13 protein-coding genes and 2 pseudogenes are annotated in these 17393 nt (G+C 75.7%); 6 read left to right on the top strand and 9 right to left on the bottom strand.

What is annotated here, in order from left to right; translation table 11 throughout:
* The first annotated feature begins 616 nt into the window (after window positions 1-616).
* The gene (locus ACFW6P_RS15985; RefSeq protein WP_386356957.1) at window positions 617-1408 is read left to right on the top strand and encodes a hypothetical protein; all 792 of its coding nucleotides are present in this window, start codon (window positions 617-619) and stop codon (window positions 1406-1408) included.
* 20 nt (window positions 1409-1428) lie between these two features.
* Here ACFW6P_RS15985 and ACFW6P_RS15980 read toward each other — a convergent pair whose 3' ends face one another.
* Together ACFW6P_RS15980 and ACFW6P_RS15975 are read right to left on the bottom strand one after the other, a co-directional pair.
* Window positions 1429-2214, bottom strand: coding sequence for a GAF and ANTAR domain-containing protein (locus ACFW6P_RS15980; protein WP_386356960.1), 786 nt, complete (start codon window positions 2212-2214; stop codon window positions 1429-1431).
* A 434-nt stretch (window positions 2215-2648) separates the two neighbouring features.
* Complete coding sequence (locus tag ACFW6P_RS15975; protein ID WP_386423959.1) at window positions 2649-3992, bottom strand: helix-turn-helix domain-containing protein; 1344 nt, start codon at window positions 3990-3992, stop codon at window positions 2649-2651.
* 127 nt (window positions 3993-4119) lie between these two features.
* Here ACFW6P_RS15975 and ACFW6P_RS15970 point away from each other — a divergent pair, with 127 nt between their 5' ends.
* Window positions 4120-4272 carry a hypothetical protein gene (locus ACFW6P_RS15970; protein WP_386356964.1) on the top strand — a complete coding sequence of 51 codons (153 nt, stop codon included), beginning with the start codon at window positions 4120-4122 and terminating at the stop codon, window positions 4270-4272.
* 50 nt (window positions 4273-4322) lie between these two features.
* Here ACFW6P_RS15970 and ACFW6P_RS15965 read toward each other — a convergent pair whose 3' ends face one another.
* From ACFW6P_RS15965 to ACFW6P_RS15945, 5 genes are all read right to left on the bottom strand, one after another.
* Window positions 4323-5726: an extracellular solute-binding protein gene (locus ACFW6P_RS15965; protein WP_386356966.1), complete on the bottom strand. Its 1404-nt coding sequence runs from the start codon at window positions 5724-5726 to the stop codon at window positions 4323-4325.
* The gene (locus ACFW6P_RS15960) at window positions 5723-8647 is read right to left on the bottom strand and encodes a substrate-binding domain-containing protein (RefSeq protein WP_386423957.1); all 2925 of its coding nucleotides are present in this window, start codon (window positions 8645-8647) and stop codon (window positions 5723-5725) included. Before ACFW6P_RS15960 ends, ACFW6P_RS15965 begins: the two co-directional genes overlap by 4 nt.
* Window positions 8648-8651: 4 nt before the next feature.
* On the bottom strand, window positions 8652-9005 hold the full coding sequence (locus ACFW6P_RS15955; protein ID WP_386356972.1) for a hypothetical protein: 354 nt from the start codon (window positions 9003-9005) through the stop codon (window positions 8652-8654).
* A 268-nt stretch (window positions 9006-9273) separates the two neighbouring features.
* Window positions 9274-10347: a hypothetical protein gene (locus tag ACFW6P_RS15950; RefSeq protein ID WP_386356974.1), complete on the bottom strand. Its 1074-nt coding sequence runs from the start codon at window positions 10345-10347 to the stop codon at window positions 9274-9276.
* 65 nt (window positions 10348-10412) lie between these two features.
* Window positions 10413-11642: a PP2C family protein-serine/threonine phosphatase gene (locus tag ACFW6P_RS15945; protein ID WP_386423955.1), complete on the bottom strand. Its 1230-nt coding sequence runs from the start codon at window positions 11640-11642 to the stop codon at window positions 10413-10415.
* Window positions 11643-11763: 121 nt separating this feature from the next.
* Here ACFW6P_RS15945 and ACFW6P_RS15940 point away from each other — a divergent pair, with 121 nt between their 5' ends.
* Together ACFW6P_RS15940 and ACFW6P_RS15935 are read left to right on the top strand one after the other, a co-directional pair.
* Window positions 11764-12204: a hypothetical protein gene (locus ACFW6P_RS15940; RefSeq protein WP_386356980.1), complete on the top strand. Its 441-nt coding sequence runs from the start codon at window positions 11764-11766 to the stop codon at window positions 12202-12204.
* 1148 nt (window positions 12205-13352) lie between these two features.
* Entirely contained in the window at window positions 13353-14321 is a 969-nt protein-coding gene (locus ACFW6P_RS15935; RefSeq protein ID WP_386356982.1) for a hypothetical protein, read from the top strand.
* Here ACFW6P_RS15935 and ACFW6P_RS15930 read toward each other — a convergent pair.
* Window positions 14218-14879 (bottom strand): annotated as a pseudogene (locus ACFW6P_RS15930) (PLP-dependent aminotransferase family protein); the annotation flags it as partial. The gene ACFW6P_RS15935 and the pseudogene ACFW6P_RS15930 overlap by 104 nt on opposite strands.
* Before the next feature lies 1 nt (window position 14880).
* Here ACFW6P_RS15930 and ACFW6P_RS15925 point away from each other — a divergent pair.
* Window positions 14881-15414: pseudogene (locus tag ACFW6P_RS15925) on the top strand (endonuclease/exonuclease/phosphatase family protein); the annotation flags it as partial.
* A gap of 134 nt (window positions 15415-15548) precedes the next feature.
* On the opposite strand, the gene snpA reads toward ACFW6P_RS15925, so the two are convergent.
* Window positions 15549-16229 (bottom strand): snapalysin, encoded by a 681-nt coding sequence (snpA, locus tag ACFW6P_RS15920; RefSeq protein WP_386356985.1) that lies wholly within the window; start codon window positions 16227-16229, stop codon window positions 15549-15551.
* A gap of 174 nt (window positions 16230-16403) precedes the next feature.
* Between snpA and ACFW6P_RS15915 the strand changes: the two genes are divergently transcribed.
* On the top strand, window positions 16404-17360 hold the full coding sequence (locus ACFW6P_RS15915; RefSeq protein ID WP_386356988.1) for a LysR family transcriptional regulator: 957 nt from the start codon (window positions 16404-16406) through the stop codon (window positions 17358-17360).
* The last annotated feature ends 33 nt before the right edge of the window (window positions 17361-17393 follow it).

Here is a 17393-nt window from a genome sequence, read left to right as displayed (position 1 = left end):
GCGCCGGGGCCCGCGGGCCCCGGCGCGCAGGCCCCGCTCCTGGACACACGATGCTGTTGGTCAACCGCATCGGACACGCCGGGCCGGGGCGGGCCTGGACGGGCCGGGGCGGGCCGAGCAGGCCGGAGCAAGCCGACCAGGCCGGAGCAGGCCGGAGCAAGCCGACCAGGCCGGAGCAAGCCGACCAGGCCGGAGCAGGCCGGAGCAAGCCGGAGCAAGCCGGAGCAAGCCGACCAGGCCGGAGCAAGCCGGAGCAGGCCGGAGCAGGCCGACCAGGCCGGAGCAAGCCGGAGCAAGCCGGAGCAAGCCGGAGCAAGCCGACCAGGCCGAGCAAGCCGGAGCAGGCCGGAGCAGGCCGGAGCAGGCCGAGGCGGCTTTCCGCGCGGGGGCCTCACGGGCGCGGGAGCCCGTGGAGACTCCCCCGTTCCGCTCGCGCGTGTGCTGCGGCTTGCCTTGTCCGCACGTGCCCGGCCGTGACACTCGTGCCCGCCGTCCTCCCTCACCCGAACGGCCCTTCTCGCTGGTGGTGGGCCGGTCCGGGTGGTGCCGTAAGAGCACCGACCCGATCTTGGACAGCCGCGCCCGCCGGCCCGCCCGCCCGCCAGGAGGCACCCCGATGACCCACCCTCCGGCCGCCCGTGCCCTCCTCGTCTCCGTGCTGTCCGTGGCCGGTCTGCTGACCACCGCCGGATGTTCCCTCGACGACGGGCCGCGTCCCCGGTGGTTCTCGGCGTCCGCGTCCGCCACCGCCTCCGCCGCGTCGCCGGCGGCCGAGCAGCCGCCCGGCTCCGGGTCCGCCCTGACCCAGGCGCAGGCCCGGGCGGCGCTGATCACCGAGGCCGACCTGGGAGAGCCGTGGGGCCCGACACAGGGCGCGCGGACCTGGCGGGACGGCCTGCTCAAGGCGACCACCGAGGACCCCGAGTGCCAGCGGCTGCTCGACACCCTCTACACGGAGGAACTCTTCGGCGCCCCCCGGGGCCCGCAGGCAACGACCGGGTTCGACGCCGCCGACGCCGACGTCCAGCTGCACTACCAGGTGGCCGCCCACCCCCGTGCCGACGTCGACCGCGGTCTCGACTGGCTGGAGTCGCTGCCGGGCCGATGCGGCCGGTTCACGGCCGCGACCACCCGCGGCGGCGTCCAGGAGGTCCGGGTGGACGCGATGCCGTTGCCGCCCGTGGGCGACGCCCGCCGGGCCCTGCGGGTCACGCTGGCCGGCGAGACGGAGGACGGGGAGCTGACGTACCTGACGGTGGACCTCGCCGGCGTGCGCGTCGCGGAGGAGGCCATCACCCTCACCCACGCGGGCCTGGACGAGGTGTACGCCGAGGTCACGCAGCAGGTCGTGGGCATGGGGGCGGAGCGCCTGGCGGAGATCGGGGACCAGGGCAGGAAGCAGGTCTGAGGGGGCCGCGCGGCGGGGGGTCAGTCCCGGTCGAAACGCTTGCGGTGGGCGATCACGTCGCGCGCCACGTCCATGGCCGTGCCGCCCCGTGCGAAGGCCTCGCCCCGCAGCCGCGCGAGCGCGTCCTCGGAGCCGATGCCGAGCTGCGCCATGATCATGCCGACCGCCTGGTAGACCTCGTCGTGGTCGGCCGCGAGACCGCTCAGCCAGGGTTCTCCGTCCTGTGTCCCCGGCTCGTCCCCCCGGGGCAGGGCCATCAGGGCCATCGTCATGACCCGGGCCACGAACCCGGCCACGTGCAGCTGGCCGTCGGTGAGCCCGCCCGGGCTGTCGCGGTACAGGTCGAGCGTGCCGACGCACACCGAGTCGTTTCCGAGCGGCACCGCGTACACCGCCCGGATCCCGGCCGCCGTCGCCTGCTGGGCGAAGACGGGCCAGCGGCCCGCGTCCCGGCCCGTCGTCAGGTCGCAGGCGAGCACGGGCGCCCCGGCCTCCAGCGCGCTCTGGCAGGGCCCGTCGCCCAGCGTCGCCTGGATGTGCGCCAGGTGCGCGGCCTCCGCACTGCTCGCGCTCAGCTGCACGGGCATGCCCTCGCTGCGCAGCGACACGCTCGCGCCGGTCACCGGCAGCAGTTCGACCGCCACCTCGCACAGCCGTCCGGGCACCTCGTCGGGCTCGGCACCGCGCACCCCGTGGGCGATCACGTCGGCGGCCCTGGCACGGGCCCGGGCCAGCTCACCGCCCGGGAAGTGGTGGGGCCCGGGGCCCTCACCGGATGCCCCTGGGGGGTCGTCCCTGGGCCGCACGGCAACCGCCTCCTCCGACTCACAACGGCCCGCACGGTCGACGAGACTCCGGACCGGGCCGTGACCCGCCCGGCATCACGCAGGACGCCTGCCGGCAGCACACCTGGAACAACGCCCGGCACTCGCATCGCGCCACGGGCCCTCGAGAACGTGGCCCGACTACCCGTTGCCGCAGCGGCAAAACCCGGTGAAGACCCCCACGAGCCGGAGTCGCTCGCGGCGCACTTCGGCGTCGTCCGGCAGCGGGCGCACCACGCGCTGGACGACGCGCGCGTGCTCGCGGAGGCGCCCCCGGGGCGGGCGTCCGCGCTTCCCGCACGGGCTGTCCGGCTGCTCCGCGGGCCGGACGGAGGCGGGGTTCCGGCGGGGGCCGTCCCGCAACGCTGTGCGGGGGTCGTGTCCGTCCCGTACGGCTGTGCGAGGGCCGTGCCTCCTCACAGTGGGGGCTGTGCGGGCGCGGGCCCCAGGGTCGTCGTGCCGGGGGCCGTGCGGTGCCCGAGGCCCGTCCGGTAGGCGTCCAGGGCCGCCTCCACCCGGCCGGTCCGCCGCAGCAGGTCGCCCAGCAGCCGGCACAGGTCGGCCAGGTCGCCGGCCGCCCCGGCGCGCTCCAGCAGGCTCAGGGCGCGGACGCAGTGCTCCTCGGCGTCCTCGGTGCGGCGGGCGTCCTCGGCGATGACGCCGAGCAGCCGGTGCGCGGCCGCCGAGTGGACGGCGCCGCGCTCGGAGGACAGGTGCCCGAGGACGTCGTGCAGCAGGGCCGCGGCCTCGTCCGACCGGCCGCGCCGGTGCAGCACGTCGGCCAGTTCCACGGCGACCTGGCTGCTGTAGAGGGCGGCGCGCCGGGCGGACAGCATGCCGAGGGCCTCCCGCAGCTCCGCCTCGGCCTGCTCCAGCCGGCCGTCCTGGGCGTACACGTAGCCGCGCATCCAGTGGCAGTTGGCGAGTTCCGTGCGGATCTGCAGGCCCCGGTACAGCTCGGCCGCCTTGGCCAGCGAGGCGTCGGCCTCGGCGAAGCGGCCGTCGGCGACCAGGGTGCGGGCGACGGACCGGTGCATCCGGGCGACCAGGGCCGGGTCGCCGGACTGCGGGGCGAGGGCCAGGGCGAACTCGGCGGCCTGGGCGGCCCGGGCGTGGGCGCCCATGTCCATGTACGGGCCGATGGCGCTGGCGTAGAGCAGCAGCAGGGCGTCGGGGTCGTGGAGGCCGCCGCGGTTCAGTTCGTCGAGGGTGGACTCCAGCAGGTAGACGGCGTAGCGGAGTTCACCGGCGAGGTAGTGCGCGACGGCCCGGCCGCGCAGCGCCGGTACGCGGGCGGGCAGGGGCGCCTCGGCGAGACAGGCCTCGGCCCGCTCGAAGTACTGCCGGCCCGCGACCAGCTCGCCCGTCTCCAGGGCGCACTCGCCGAGCCCGAGGAGCGCGGCCGACCGCTCGGCGGCCAGGCCGTGCGCCTCGGCCTCGGTGAGCAGTGCGGCGTACTGCTCCGCCGCCGCCTCGCTCTCGCCGACCGCCAGCGTCCGCCGCGCCTCGGTCAGCCGCAGCCGCACCTCGGTGACGAGCCGCGCCGAACGCCCGGTCGCCAGCTCGTCGAAGGCGACGCCGAGCCGCTGCGCGAGATGCCGCAGGGCGTCGTCGGAGGGCCGCACGCGGCCGGACTCCAACGTGGAGATGTACGCCGGGGTGTAGACGGGTTCCGCCAACTGCCGCTGCGTCAGTCCGCGTTCCGCACGCAGCCGCTGCACCCGGCGGCCGATGGTCCCCGGATCGTCCCGCTCCCCCACGCCAACTCCCCCTGTTCCTCTTGCCGTTCGGCAGCTACAGCTCCTAGGTTAAACGGAGTGTTGAGCGCTGTGACCGCGGACGCTCGACATCCGCCGCCATCGTCACCGCCGCTGTTGCGGGGTCGCCGTGCTCGGACGCACACGCACCGCCGAGCGGTACGCCCGGAGCCTGACCGCCGCCCTCGTCGCCGTGGCGACGCTGCTGCCGGAGGCCAACGCGGGGCCGGCGCGGGCGGAGGAGCCGCGGCACGAGGAGCGGACGGTCGCCGACGCCCGCTGAGCACACCGCCGCGGCGGCTTGCGCGCGGGCCCGTCAGCGGTGACCGGGGCTCAACCGGACAGGACGCGTCTCAGCGCCTCGTCGAGACGCCGCGCGATCTCCGCGTCGGTCGGGCGGGGCCGGTCCGCGGGCCGGGCGCCGTACAGCGCGTCGAGTTCCGTGGTGAGGGTCTGGGTGACGGCCCCGTAGGCCGGGGTGCGGGGGCGCTGCACCGCCTCACGCAGAGCCGGGAGCAGGATGTCGCGGGAGTAGCTGAGCCCGTTGGCGAGCCGGTCGGGTGCCCTGCGGTCGGCGCTCTCCTCGTCCGGCGAGGCCGACGGGCTCGCCGAGTAGGCGGCGGCGTGCCGGCACTGCGGGGTGCCGGCGGGGTCCCCGTAGGCGGAGGTGCGCGTCGCGGCGAACCCTGCGCGCAGCAGGCAGCGCTCGCTGTCCGGATCGGTCAGGAACGCGATCAGCTCGGCGGCCTTGGCGGCCCGCGCGTCCGACGTCGACGAGGTGATCGCGAGGTTCTGCCCGCCGAGCACCGCCGTGCCGGGCAGCCGGGTCACGCCGAGGTCGTCCCCGAAGGTCCCGTACAGGCTCGGGTAGACGTACGGCCAGTGCCGCAGGAAGGTCGTGCGGCCCTCCGAGAAGGCGCTGAGCGCCTCCGCCTCACGGGACCGGTAGGCGTCCTTGAGGGTGTACGGCGAGACCGTGCGCTCGCGCAGTTCGGTCACGCCCGCCGTCAGCTCGGTCACGTCCGTGGCGTACGCGCCGTGCTCGTCGGTCAGCTCGAAGTCCGGCACGGCCGAGGCGAACGCCTCGATCGCGTTGACCGTACGGCCCTCGTAGGCGGCGAGCTGGGTGGTCCAGCCCGCCTCGTGCTCCCGGCCGACCAGGTCGAACAGGTCCTGCAGCTCGGCCCGGCCGACGCCCTCGCGCAGGTCCGTCCGGGCCGCGCCGGCGGCCCGCAGGTGGTCCTTGCGGTAGTAGAGCAGGCCCGCGTCGCTGTTGAAGGGCACCGCGTAGCGCTCGTCCTCCCAGTACGACGTCCTGTCGACGGACGGGACGAGGTCCTCGGGGGACTCCACCGCCGCGTCGGTCAGCGGGCGGATCAGGCCGGCGGCGGCGAACTCGGGAACCCAGGTGACGTCCAGGTTCACCACGTCGTAGGAGGCGCTGCCGGACTGCAGGGCGCCGAGCAGCTGGCTGCGCTGCTGGTCGGCGGAGCCGGGGAGCTCGACCAGCCGGGCCTGGTAGCCGTGCCCGCCCTCCTTGGCGTTCCAGGCGTCGATGAGCTGCTGCCGGATGCCGTTCTTGCCGGTGACGTCCTGGCCGCTGGCCACCACGATCCGGGACGAACCGTCGGCGGCGGTCGGCTGCTCCCGGTCCTCGCCCCCGGTACAGGCGGCCAGGGCCAGCAGCGACAGCGCGGCGGCCGCGAGGCGGCGGGTCAGCGCACGGGCTCCGCTCATTCCTCCCCCGTCCCGGTCCGGGCGACCTCGTCGTGCAGGGCGGGCACGAGGTCGTCCGCGGCGTCCAGGCAGCGGCCCCCCGCGGCCTCGGCGACGAGCGTGCCCGGCCGGTTCCTGTCGCAGCCGCCGCTGTTCAGCGTGACCATCGCCACGGGCACACCCGACTCCTTCGCCCGCTCCACCACCTCGTCGAGGTTGCCGCCGGCCAGCCGGGTGTCGTCCTCGCCGTCGGTGAGGTACACGATCAGCTGCGGCCGCTCGTCGTCGCTGCCGCGCTTCCGCAGGAACTCCAGGGCGTCCGGCAGGGCGGCGTGCGGATCGGCCTCCGCGTCCCGTACCTCGGCCTCCGCCAGGGCGCGTTGCGCCTCGGGGAGCCTGTGCGTGCCGAAGGGCAGCAGCTCGGTGTGCGTACGGCGGCCCGTGCCGTGCAGCGCCCACACCCCGTACTCGTCCTCTCCGCCCAGGCCCGTCAGGGTCCGCTCGAGCACGCCCGGACCGCCGCCGGGGCCGTCCCACCGGCCGGCCATCGAGCCGGAGCTGTCGAGGAGGAACAGCACCCGGCCCGGTCCGTGGGCGTTGCCGTAGCGCTTCAGGACGGACTCCAGGCGGGCCGGGTCGGCGGACTCGACGGGCAGCACGGACGCGGTGAGGCCCTCGGGCACCGGGTCCGCGTCGATGAGGTCCCGGGCGCCGGACGGGGACCTGAAGCCCTGTTCGCCGAGCACCGCGCGGCCCTCCTCGCCGGTCAGCCAGGTGCGGAACCGCTCGGCCTCCGCGTCACGGGCCTGGAGGTCCCGGTCGCCGTCCTCCCAGCGCACCCGGACGAACGTCGGCTCCAGACCGGGGACGTCGCCGGGGTAGACGGCGGTGCGCGGGGCGCGGTCGGCCGGGTGGCAGCCGACACCGCTCCTGAGCAGGAACTCCGGGACCAGCGCCGCGCTGCGGTCGTCCACGGCGTCGTCGGCGGGCAGCGCGCACAGCAGCGCGACGGCCGAGGGCTCGGGCCGTCCGGCCCGCGTGAGCGCCTGCTCGGCACGGCCCGCGTCGGCGTCGTCGCCGTACAGTCCGGTCGTCGCCAGCAGCGCCGAGCCGGTGAGCGCGGGGTCGGGCCGGTGCACTTCGGCCCCGGGCCGCGCCGACTCGAAGGCGGCGACCAGCTCGGACAGCGACGGCCCGGTGGGCTTCACACGCGTGGCGAGGCGCTCCGGCACGGCCAGCACGACCGGCGAGTACGCGAACGGCCCGGCGTCCGTCTCCAGCCGGGCGAAGACGCGGTTCTGCCGGGCCGCGGCGGCCCGTGCCCGTTCGGCGGCCGCGCGGGTGGCGGGGATCCACACGTCCGGCTGCGGGCCGATGTCCCGCTGCGGGTTGTCGTCCTCCCGCGGCTGCTGCCAGGCGTCGGTCCGCTCGCCCAGCGCTGTCACGACGCCGGCGGCCCCCGAGCCGTACACGGTGATGCCGCCGCGCCGGCAGCCGTCGCCGTCCAGGTTGTCCTGGGAGACGACGTAGGCGTCCGCGGCCCGGCGCATCGCCGGCTCCAGATCGGGATCGGTCAGCACCCGTAACTCCAGCGACGGCCCGCAGGGCGCCGTGTCGCCGATCAGCGCGAAGAGGCCGTAGCCCCCGGCCCCGGTGGCGAGCAGGGCCAGCAGCGCGCTGAGCACGAGACTCCCGAGCCGTTCCATGACGACCCGGACGCGGGCGAGCAGGTGGAGCCAGGGGTGGGAGTGCGAGTGGGGGTGGGCGTCCGGGGGGCGGGACGGCGCGGTCGGGGTGGCCGTGCCGGGGGCGGTGGTCGGGGTGGTCTTACCCGGAGTGATGGTCGGGGTGGTCTTACCCGGAGTGGTGGTCTTTGCGGGCGTGTTGGCCTTGCCGGGCGTGCCGGGCGTCGTGGTTGTGTCCGGCGCGGTGGCCTTGCCGGACGTGCCGGGCGTCGTGGTTGTGTCCGGCGCGGTGGCCTTGCCGGACGTGCCGGGCGTCGTGGTTGTGTCCGGCGCGGTGGCCTTGCCGGACCTGCCGGGCGTCGTGGTTGTGCTCGGCGCGGGCCCGGACCCGTTCACGGAGTCGGACCCGTTCACGGAGTCGGACCCGTTCCGGTCGGGCGTCGCCCCCGGTGTCTCGTCCGGACCCGTGCCCGGGGCCGTCCCGGAGCGCTGCCGCACCGGCCCCGCCCCCAGCAGGACGTCCGCGTCCGGGTCCCATGGCGGCGCCAGGGCCTGGGGCAACTGGTCGTCGTCGTCCTCCGCCTTGTAGCGCGCGTCGGCCATCCGCTGCTTCACGGCGCGATACAGCCGGGACAGGCCCACCTCGCCGCCGGCGTTCAGAACGGCCGCCACCTCGCGGGTGAACGGCGTGGCCTCGTCCGCGTCGCCGCCCAGGATGCAGCGGTTGGGCTGCACGCTCATCAGCAGCAGGATCTTCCGCTTGGCGCTCAGCGGGGCGTCGAAGCGGTGCCAGATCTCGGCCGCGTTGCCCGCGTAGCAGCAGTCGAGGATCACCAGGATCATCTCGGCCCGGCACTCGGCGACGCACAGTTCCCCGAGCACCTGCGCGAAGCTCACCGCACCCGGCAGTTCGCCCGCGACGACCCGCGCGGTGCGCATCTGCAGGTGCAGGGTGCGGCCGGACGTGGACGTGACGGCGTGCCCGGCGAAGTAGAGCAGCAGCAGCCCCTCGGTCTCGCGGACGGCAAGGCTGAGCGCCCCGTTGAACTCCTCGGCGGACGGCGACGCCAGCTGCCTGACCTCGCCCGCGCCGAACATCCCGCCCCGGTGCAGCGCGTCGGCCAGCACCTTGCGGTTGTACCGGACGGCGGGCAGCTGCCCGGTCACACCCTGCGGGTCCGGTGCCGTGTGGTCGTACTCGGACACGCCGACCAGCAGCGCCCGGTTCGCTGTGCCGCGCGGATCGAAGCGGCCCACCGGACTACGCCTCGTCGGAGTCCAGCGGGCGAATCTCGGAGTCGGGTTCGCCGCCCTGCAGCCGGCGGCGGTTGTTCTTCCACGTCTTCAGCGCGCGGTTGGTGTACTCGGTCAGCGCCGCGACCGTCGCGACATCGCTGAGCAGTTCGAGCACCAGCTCCAGGTCGGGCCCCAGCCGCCCCGGGGGCCCGTCGGTCCTGGTGCGCTCCTCGATGCGCAGATGCGGGCCGGCGAGCAGTTCAGCGAGCGGTTTGTCCCGCTCCAGCCACGTCTTCAGCGCTCTGACATCGTTTACCGTCGCGTCGGCGCCCAGCCGCACGCGTACGCCTGAGACAGCCACATGGTCCCCCTCTGCCATACCCGACATCATGACACCGTGTCAGTCTCCGCGGCAGCCCCTTGACATGACCCGCGCGAGCGACCGCACGCGCCCTTCACCCCAGGAGCACACGGCGCACGCGTGCACACCGGCGGAGCCGACCGGTGGGTGGGCCGGCGGCGCGCATCGATGGGCGGACCGATGGGGCAGGCCGACGGCGCGGACCAATGGCGCGGACCAATGGCGCGGACCGACGGGGCAGGCCGACGGCGCGGACCAATGGCGCGGACCGACGGCGCGGACCGGGTCAGCCCTGGGTCTGCAACTGGCTCTGCAACTGCCGCAACTGGCGCTGCACATGGTCGAGCGCGCCCTCGCGCCGCCCGGGCACCCGCTCCCGCAACGCGGCCAGCGCGGCCCCCAGCTCCCGGGCCCGCGAGGGGTCGTGGACCTGGCCCCACTGGTGGTGGGCGCGGTCCACCGCGGCCTCCACGGCCGGGGAGTCCGGCGCCTGCCCGGCGCCCAGGCGGACGGTGGCCACCGTCAGCCAGGTGTGGCAGCTGCGTGCCGCGTCCCCGGCGAACATCGCCACGTCGGCCCGGACCTCTGCCCAGTGCAGGGCCTCCTCGGAGGCGGGCCCGTGCGCGGCGGCGGCCGCCTGCTCGTGCCGGGCGGCGAGCGCGTCGGCGTCGGCGTGGCGGCCGGACTGGACGGCGGCGGTGAGGGCGGCGTGCGGGTCACCGGCGGACGGGCCGGGCGTGCTCAGCACGAGGTCGGTGCCCGCGCTCTCCGGGGCGATCCGGGCGAGCGCCTGCTGGTGCAACTGGTCGGCGGGCGGCCGGAATCCGCTGCGCAGGATGGTGGCGACGGCCTTCATGTACGCGGGTGCCGCGACCCTGCGCCGGGAGGGCGGGGGCGCGACGCGACCGTGCACGGCGTTGCCGCGCCCCGCGTCCAGCGGGGTGCTCCGCAGCAGCTGCCAGGTCTCGGCGTCGGCGTGCAGGTCGAGCAGGAGGGTGGTGGCCCCGGCCGGTCTGAGCCGCAGCTCCTCCCGGAACCAGTGCCAGGGGAACGCCGTGTAGCGGGCGGTGGAGGGCGTGGTGCGGGCCAGCGCGAGGTGCGGCAGGCGTTGCCTGCGGTCCAGCTGGAGCTGACCGGTGACGTACACGGTGAGCGGGCCCGGGGCGGCCGCGGCGGCGCGCAGCCGGGTGAGGACGGCCTGCGGCTCCAGCGGGTCGGCGAGTTCGACGACGTTCGCGGTGTCCGTGCCGGACAGCACCGCGGGCGGCACGGCCGCCAGGACGGGGAGCACGGAGGCGGCGTCCACGAGGCGCCCCTTGCCCACCGGCGAGGCCGCCAGCAGCAGCACGGTTCCGGGCATCGTCCCTCCCCCTGTGGCGATCACGTACGGCAGCACCGTAACTGCTGCGGCTGCAAAGGGGGGCATCAGGACCGCAAACGTCCGCCTTCGGGTGCTTCGCCCGCCGTGCCGGGCGCGGGCCGGCGCCGGACGGCGAACACCGTGGTGTCGTCGACGAGGTGCCCGCCGCAGTGCCGCAGCGTGCCGTCCCGTACGAGGGCGGCGAGGCGGGCCGGTTCGGCGGTGCCCGGGTCGGCGGCGAGGGCACGGGCCACGTCCTCGGCGAGCGGGTAGAACGCCCCGCCGCCGTCCCGGGCCTCCGTCACGCCGTCGCTGACCATCAGCAGCGTCTCGTCGGCGGCGACCCGCAGCCTGCGGACCGCGGGTGGGCCGGCCGGGCCGGAGACGAGGTCGCCGAAGCCGAGCGGCAGCCGGACCTCGACCGGCAGGGCGCGGACCCCGCCCGGCCCCACCGCGAGGGGCGGCTCGTGCCCGAACACCATGACGTCCACGGCCTCCCGCTCGTCGTCGGGGAAGCCGAGCAGGACGGCCGTGGCGAACCGGTCTCCGTCCGGGCGGCCCAGGGCGACCGTGTGCCCGCGGTGCCGGATCATCCGCGTCTCCAGCCGCTCGGCGACGGTCGTGAGGCGGGCCTCGTGGTACCCGGCCTCCCGGAACGTGCCGAGCAGCGCGGCCGCCGCCTCCACCGCGCCCAGGCCCTTGCCCTGCACGTCCCCGACCAGGACGCGGGTGCCGTGCGGGCCGGGCTGGATGTCGTAGAAGTCGCCGCCGACGCGGGCGAGGGCGTCGGCGGGCAGGTAGACACCGGCGTGGTCGAGGCCGCCCCAGCCCGGCGGCAGGGGACGCAGCACGGTGCGGCGGATGGTGTCGGTGACGTCGGCCATGTGCAGCATGCGGCGCTCGTCGCGCACCCGGACCGCGCAGGCCAGGGTGGCGAGGATCCCGCCGACGGCGACCAGCACGAAGTCGGGGAGCCCGGACTGGTACTCGTGCGGCCAGGAACTGTCCGCGAGGGCGTAGGCGAGGAGCGACAGGCCCGCGAAGGCGGCCGTCACCGCCACCCCGCAGAGCGCCGCGGCGATACCGGGCACCAGCACGATCCAGGAGAGCATGCGGAACTTGCCGGTGGTGGGGTAGTCGGCCACCACGATGGTGACGAGCAGCAGCAGCGGCGGCACCCAGGACACGCTGCGTCCCGCCACCCGCAGCGACTCCTGTCGCCTTACGACGTCCCGGTCGCCGGTCCCGGCGGGGTACCGGTCGAGCGGTTCGTACTCCCCGCGGTGGCGTCTCACGGCCCCAGAGAAACACGGTCCCGCGCGGGCCGCATCCGGTTGTGCGCGCACGGCCGACTTGCCCGCGGCCGTCCCCCGGTGTGCCCTGGAGAGCAGGGGCAGGAGAGAGAGGAGAGCTCTCATGGCTCATGCGGCACCCTCCTCACGCAAGATGCTGGTGCAGCGCCGCCGGCCCGACGTCTTCAGCGCGCGCACCCACGCGGTCATGAAGGTCGCCCTGCCCGTCTGCGCGGGGCTCGTCTACGGCTACTGGGCAGCGGCCAACCGGCGCTACGGCGGGCCCATCACCGGCTGGAACCTGCTGTTCGGCTTCGTCACAGCGCTGGTCTTCGCCGTGGCGTTCGCCGCCGTCTGGCAACTCGGGCCACGCCTGGGCCGCGAACTGCACGCGGCGGCCTGGTTCGTCCTCGCCGGCAGCGCGACCGGCTTCCTCTACAGCCAGACCAACGCGTCCGTGTACAGCTCCGCCGGCCTGGGCCTGGTCGTGGGGGCGGCTGTGATGCTGATGACGTTCTACCGCTACTACACCCACGAGGACGCGACCGGCCGCCCCCTCGGATGACCGGGCCCGGCACCGGCACCGGCACCGGGCCCGGACGAGCGGCACCACAAGGGCAACCACAAGGGCGCCACAAGGGCACCGCAGCCGCCCTGCCGGCACGGCGGCGCACAGCACGCGCTCCCGGCCGCCCACCCGGGCTCCGGGCGGGCACCACCGCACGGGCACCACCGCAACAGCACCGTCGCCGCCCTGCCCATCCACCGCTGCGCACAGCACACGCTCCCGGCCGCCCGCACCCAGACGGTGGCGCCCGGGCTGCCGGGATGCGCGCGGAGGAGAGACGACACGACGACGCCCCGGGCCGGACTGCCGGGGCTCGCACGGCCACCGGCCTGCGCCGCAGCCCGTTGTCCCCGGCTGCGATCAGCTCCGGCACCACCGCGCGGACCGCCCGCCGCCGACGAGGACGGCGATGCCCGGACGCATGGCCGAGCCCAAGCCCCATGACCAAGCCCAAGCCCCATGACCATGACCAAGCCCACGCCCAAGCCCACGCCCCACGGCCAAGCCACGCCCACGCCCACGCCCCACGACCAAGCCCCATGACCAAGCCCACGCCCCACGCCCAAGCCCCACGACCAAGCCACGCCCACGCCCAAGCCCCATGACCATGACCAAGCCCACGCCCAAGCCCCATGACCAAGCCCAAGCCCCATGACCATGACCAAGCCCACGCCCAAGCCCCATGACCAAGCCCACGCCCCACGCCCACGCCCCACGGCCAAGCCACGCCCACGCCCACGCCCCACGACCAAGCCCCATGACCAAGCCCACGCCCCACGCCCACGCCCACGCCCCACGGCCAAGCCACGCCCACGCCCAAGCCCCACGCCCCACGACCACGCCCACGGCCACGCCCCACGCCCCACGACCACGACCACGACCACGCCCCACGACCACGGCCCGGCCGCCCGGGTCCCGCCAGGCGGCCGGGGCACGGGTGGCCGTCGTCCGAGGCGTGGCCCGGGGCGGCGGGCCGGCTCCCTTCCCCGCTCCCCGTGCCACCTGTTCGGGCGAGCCCTCCACCGGAGGGCGCATCCCCATGACCGGGTCGTTTGCGCAGGTGGGATGGTCGGCAGGGGGGGCGGGGAGGGCCGGGCGGCGTCGTTGCGCTCGCGCGTCGGCCCGGCGGCGCCTTGTCTGGAAGGGTGTCCGAGCGCGAAACGGCGCCCGCATCCCGGACGGCGCCCTCACGGCTGCGGAACGTCCTGTCGGTCGTTCTGCCGGTCCTGGCGTGCCTGCTCCTGCCGCTCGGGGTGCTGGCGTCCTGGGCGGCGTACGGGCTGACCGACACCGGCCGCTACGTCCGCACGATGGCACCGCTCTCCACCGACCCGGACGTGCGGGAGGGGGTCGCGGACGCCCTCGCGGACGGTGTCCTGCGCGAGGCCGGACCCGAGCTCGGCGGTGGCGCCCTGCACGGTGCCGCCGGGGCCTTCGTCCAGGACGCGGCCCGCTCGTTCACACGGACCGAGGTGTTCCGCACCGCCTGGGACACGGCGAACGGGGCCGTCCACGCCGCCGTGCTGCGCGCCCTGCGCGACGACGGCGACCGCGCGGCACCCGTCACCGTCGACCTCGCCCCGGTCACCGACCGGGTCAAACGCCGGCTCGCCCACGACCACGTGCCGTTCGCCCACCGCATCCCGGTCACGCACACCCGCGTCGAGGTGCTCCCGGCCGAGGACGTGCACCGACTGCGCAAGGGGTACCACGTGCTGGACACCGCCGCCTTCTGGCTGCCGATCACCGCGGCCGTCCTGGCCGCCGCCGGGATCGGCGTCGCCGCGTGCCGCCGCCGCGCGGTCACCGCCCTCGGCCTCGGCACGGCCCTGGGCGGCGGCCTGCTCGCCCTCGCCGTCGCCGCCGGCCGCCGCCTCACCCTCGCCGACCTGCCCGGCACCCTGCACCGCCCGGCCGCCGGCGCGGTCTACGACGCCCTGACGGCCACCCTGCGCACGGTGTCCTGGGGGCTGTTCGCGCTCGGCCTCACGGTGGCGCTCGTCGCGTGGCTCACGGGCCCCCGCGGTCCCCGGCCCGCCGCTCGGCGACCCGCGCGAGGGTCCGCAGCGCCCGTCGCAGATCCGGCTCCGGAGCCGACGCGAGCCCCAGTCTGACCGCGTCCGGCGTGTGCCCGGGCGCCACGGCGAAGGCCGGGCCGGGCGTGACGGCGATGCGGTGCGCCGCCGCGGCGCCGTGAAGGAGCCGGCGCGCCACGGGGCGGGCAGCTCCCACCAGGCGAGGCAGGCGTGCGGATAGGACCGTACGGCGAAGCCCCCGAGCTCCTCGACGAGGATCCGCTGCCGCCGGGCCGCGTCGGCCCGCTTGTCCGCCACCAACCGCGCCACAGTGCCCTCCGCGGCCCACCGCACGGCCGCCTCCAGCGCGAACCGCCCCGCGTTCCAGCCGCCCGAGCGCACCGCGTCGGCCACCGCCGCGGCCCGGGGCGGCGGCACGACGAGGAAGCCCGCGGTCAGGCCTAGGGCGACCCGCTTGGACAGCCCGTCGACGACATGGGTCAGGGCCGGGGCGAGCGCGGCGAGCGGGTCACCGGACGGGTGCAGGAACGACCAGACGCGGTCCTCCACCACCGGCAGGTCCAGCCCGCGCACCAGCCGCGCGAGGTCCAGCAGCCGCGGACCGCCGGTCGTCAGGGACGTCGGGTTGTGCAGCGTCCGGGACCTCTCCCGGGACTACCCGCACCGCCGGGCCGCCGAGGGCCGTGGCCCGGAGGGCTCCGTCGTCCTCAGCCGCTTCCCGCTGCGCCCCGCGCCCGGCGTCACCGCCGCCCTGGGCATGCCTGCGGCGGTCGCCGACGTCGACGGACACCCGGTACGGCCGCAACTCGCCCACCCCATGCCCCCGCTGCCCGGCCAGGTGGACCTGTGGAAACGCGAACTGGGCGCGTTGCGCGACGCTGCCCGCGCCGACCGCGGCGCCCCGCTCGTGATGGCCGGCGACTCCAACGCCTCGCAGGACCACGCCGCCTTCGGGCGCATCCTCGACACCGGGCTGTACGACGCCGCCCGCCTCGCCGGCGTCGACCGCACGGCGACCTGGCCGGCACGGACCGCCCCGACGTTCGGTGCGCAGATCGACCACGTCCTGGTGTCGGAGCACTTCGCCGCGGACCGCGCCCGCACCCTGGACCTGGCGGACACGGACCACCGGGCGGTGGTCACGGACCTGACGCTGCACGAGGGCCGGTGACCCGGTCGGGAACCCGACACACACCGGTGCGGCCGCCCTGCGAGGAGCGGCCGCACCGGTGTGGGGGATCAGGTGGGGATCGGGGGGATCCGGGGGGATCCGGGGGGATCCAGAAGGATCCGGAAGCAATCGGCTTACCGGCGGCCGGACTTCTCCAGCGCCTTCTCCATCGCCGCCGCGAAACCGTTGGCCCACAGCTGGTTGACACGGGAGCGCTCGGTGGCGTTCGGGTAGGCGTTGGTGCAGGACGTGCCGGGCCCGCCCCCGGACATCAGCTCGCTGCACGGACCCGTGTAGTGGTCGGGCAGGCCGAGGACGTGACCGGTCTCGTGGGCGGTGACCCGCGTGGAGTCGTACTGCTGGTTCTGCGCGTAGTCGAGGAAGATGTAGCCGCTGCCGTGCCCGTCGGTCGAGGCGTACGAGCCGCGGGAGTCGTTGCCCTCCCAGTAGGTGAAGTCCGCCGACGACGCGGAGCCCGACTGGAGCTTCACGTTCGACACCGAGCTGTTCCAGATCTGTGCGCTGCGCGCTATCTGCGTGCTGAACGAGGGCGCCCGGGAGGCGTTGTAGACGACGGTGACGGCCGCGGTGGACGTGGGGTTCGCGGCCCGCTTCTCGGCGACGGACTTCAGGACGGCCTGGAAGAACGCCTCGCTGGCGTCGGACTCGGCCTGCTGGGTCGACGGGGCGACGAACCCGGCGTGCGCGGCCGGGGACGCCGGGACCGGGGACGCCGCGGCGGGAACCGCCGTACCGAGGCCGGCCGTTGCCAGGCCGAGACCGAGAACCGCCAGGGCGGACAGGGGCTTTCGCATCGAGGACTCCTAGGTGGGGGGATGAGTCGTCACCGGTGAGTCTCGATGCCCGAGCGGCGCCTGTGATGATGGCAACCGGGGATAGGGCAGAGCTATCGCCGGCCCCCTTCATGACCTTCGGCGGTGTTTTGTACGGCTGGTTAAAGCCGCGCTCCCGCCATAGCCTCACGAACCATGGAGCTCGAGGTGAGGCACCTCCGCGTGCTGTGCGCCATAGCCGACACCGGCAGTCTGCACCGCGCTGCCCGGCAACTGGGCGTCGCCCAGCCGTCGTTGAGCACGCAGCTGCGTCGCATCGAGCAGGAGCTCGGCGGCCGGCTGTTCCTGCGCACGCGCACCGGCTGCCGGCCCACCCCAATGGGCCGGCTGGTGCTGCACCGCGCCCGGCCGCTCCTGGCCGACATGCACGTGCTGGTGGTCGAGGCGAGGGCGGCGGCCGGCGGCACGGGCCTGCGCATCGGCTCGACCGCGAGCAAGGCCCTGCCGGGCTGGCTGCGCCGTCTGCGCGCCGACGGCAGGGAGCCCACCCTCCACATGAACGTCTCCGCCAACGCCCTGCTCCGCATGGTCGTCGACGGCCAGCTCGACGTCGCGTTCGTGCACGAGGTGGAGGGCTGCCCGCTGCGCGTCCCCGCGGACCTACGGCTGCGGGTCCTGCTGGAACGGGAGCCGCAGTTCGTGTCCCTGCCCGCCGACCATCCGGCGGCCGCGCGAGCCGAGGTGGACCTGCGCGACCTGGCCGGCGACCGCTGGATGATCGACCCGACCGTGGACGGCGAATGGGACGCCGTGCAGCGGATGTTCCGCACCGCCGGGGTCAGCCCCCACGTGCTGCAGGGCGACTACCACACCGCCGACGCCCTGGTCGCGACCGGCGAGGTCGTCACCGTGTGCCAGCCGACCCGCACGCCCCGGCCCGACATGGCGGTCCGCCGCCTCAAGGGCGATCCGCTCGGCGTACGGCTGCTCGTCGCGGCGCGCACCGAGACCGACCTGGACGGCGTCTACCCCGCGCTGGAGGAGGCGTACCGGGAAGCGGCCCGGCAGGCACCGGCGTACCGGGAGTGGCTGGACCGGCAGCGGCCGGCACCCGGTGGCCCGCACGCACCACCGGGCCCGGCCCTGCCCTGACTCCACCGGGCCCGGCCCCCGTGACGGCCTGCG

The sequence above is a fragment of the Streptomyces sp. NPDC058741 genome (assembly GCF_042746715.1).
GTDB lineage: Bacteria > Actinomycetota > Actinomycetes > Streptomycetales > Streptomycetaceae > Streptomyces.
The sequence above is the reverse complement of the archived record's forward strand: the minus strand, read 5'-3'. Positions and strand labels throughout refer to the sequence as shown.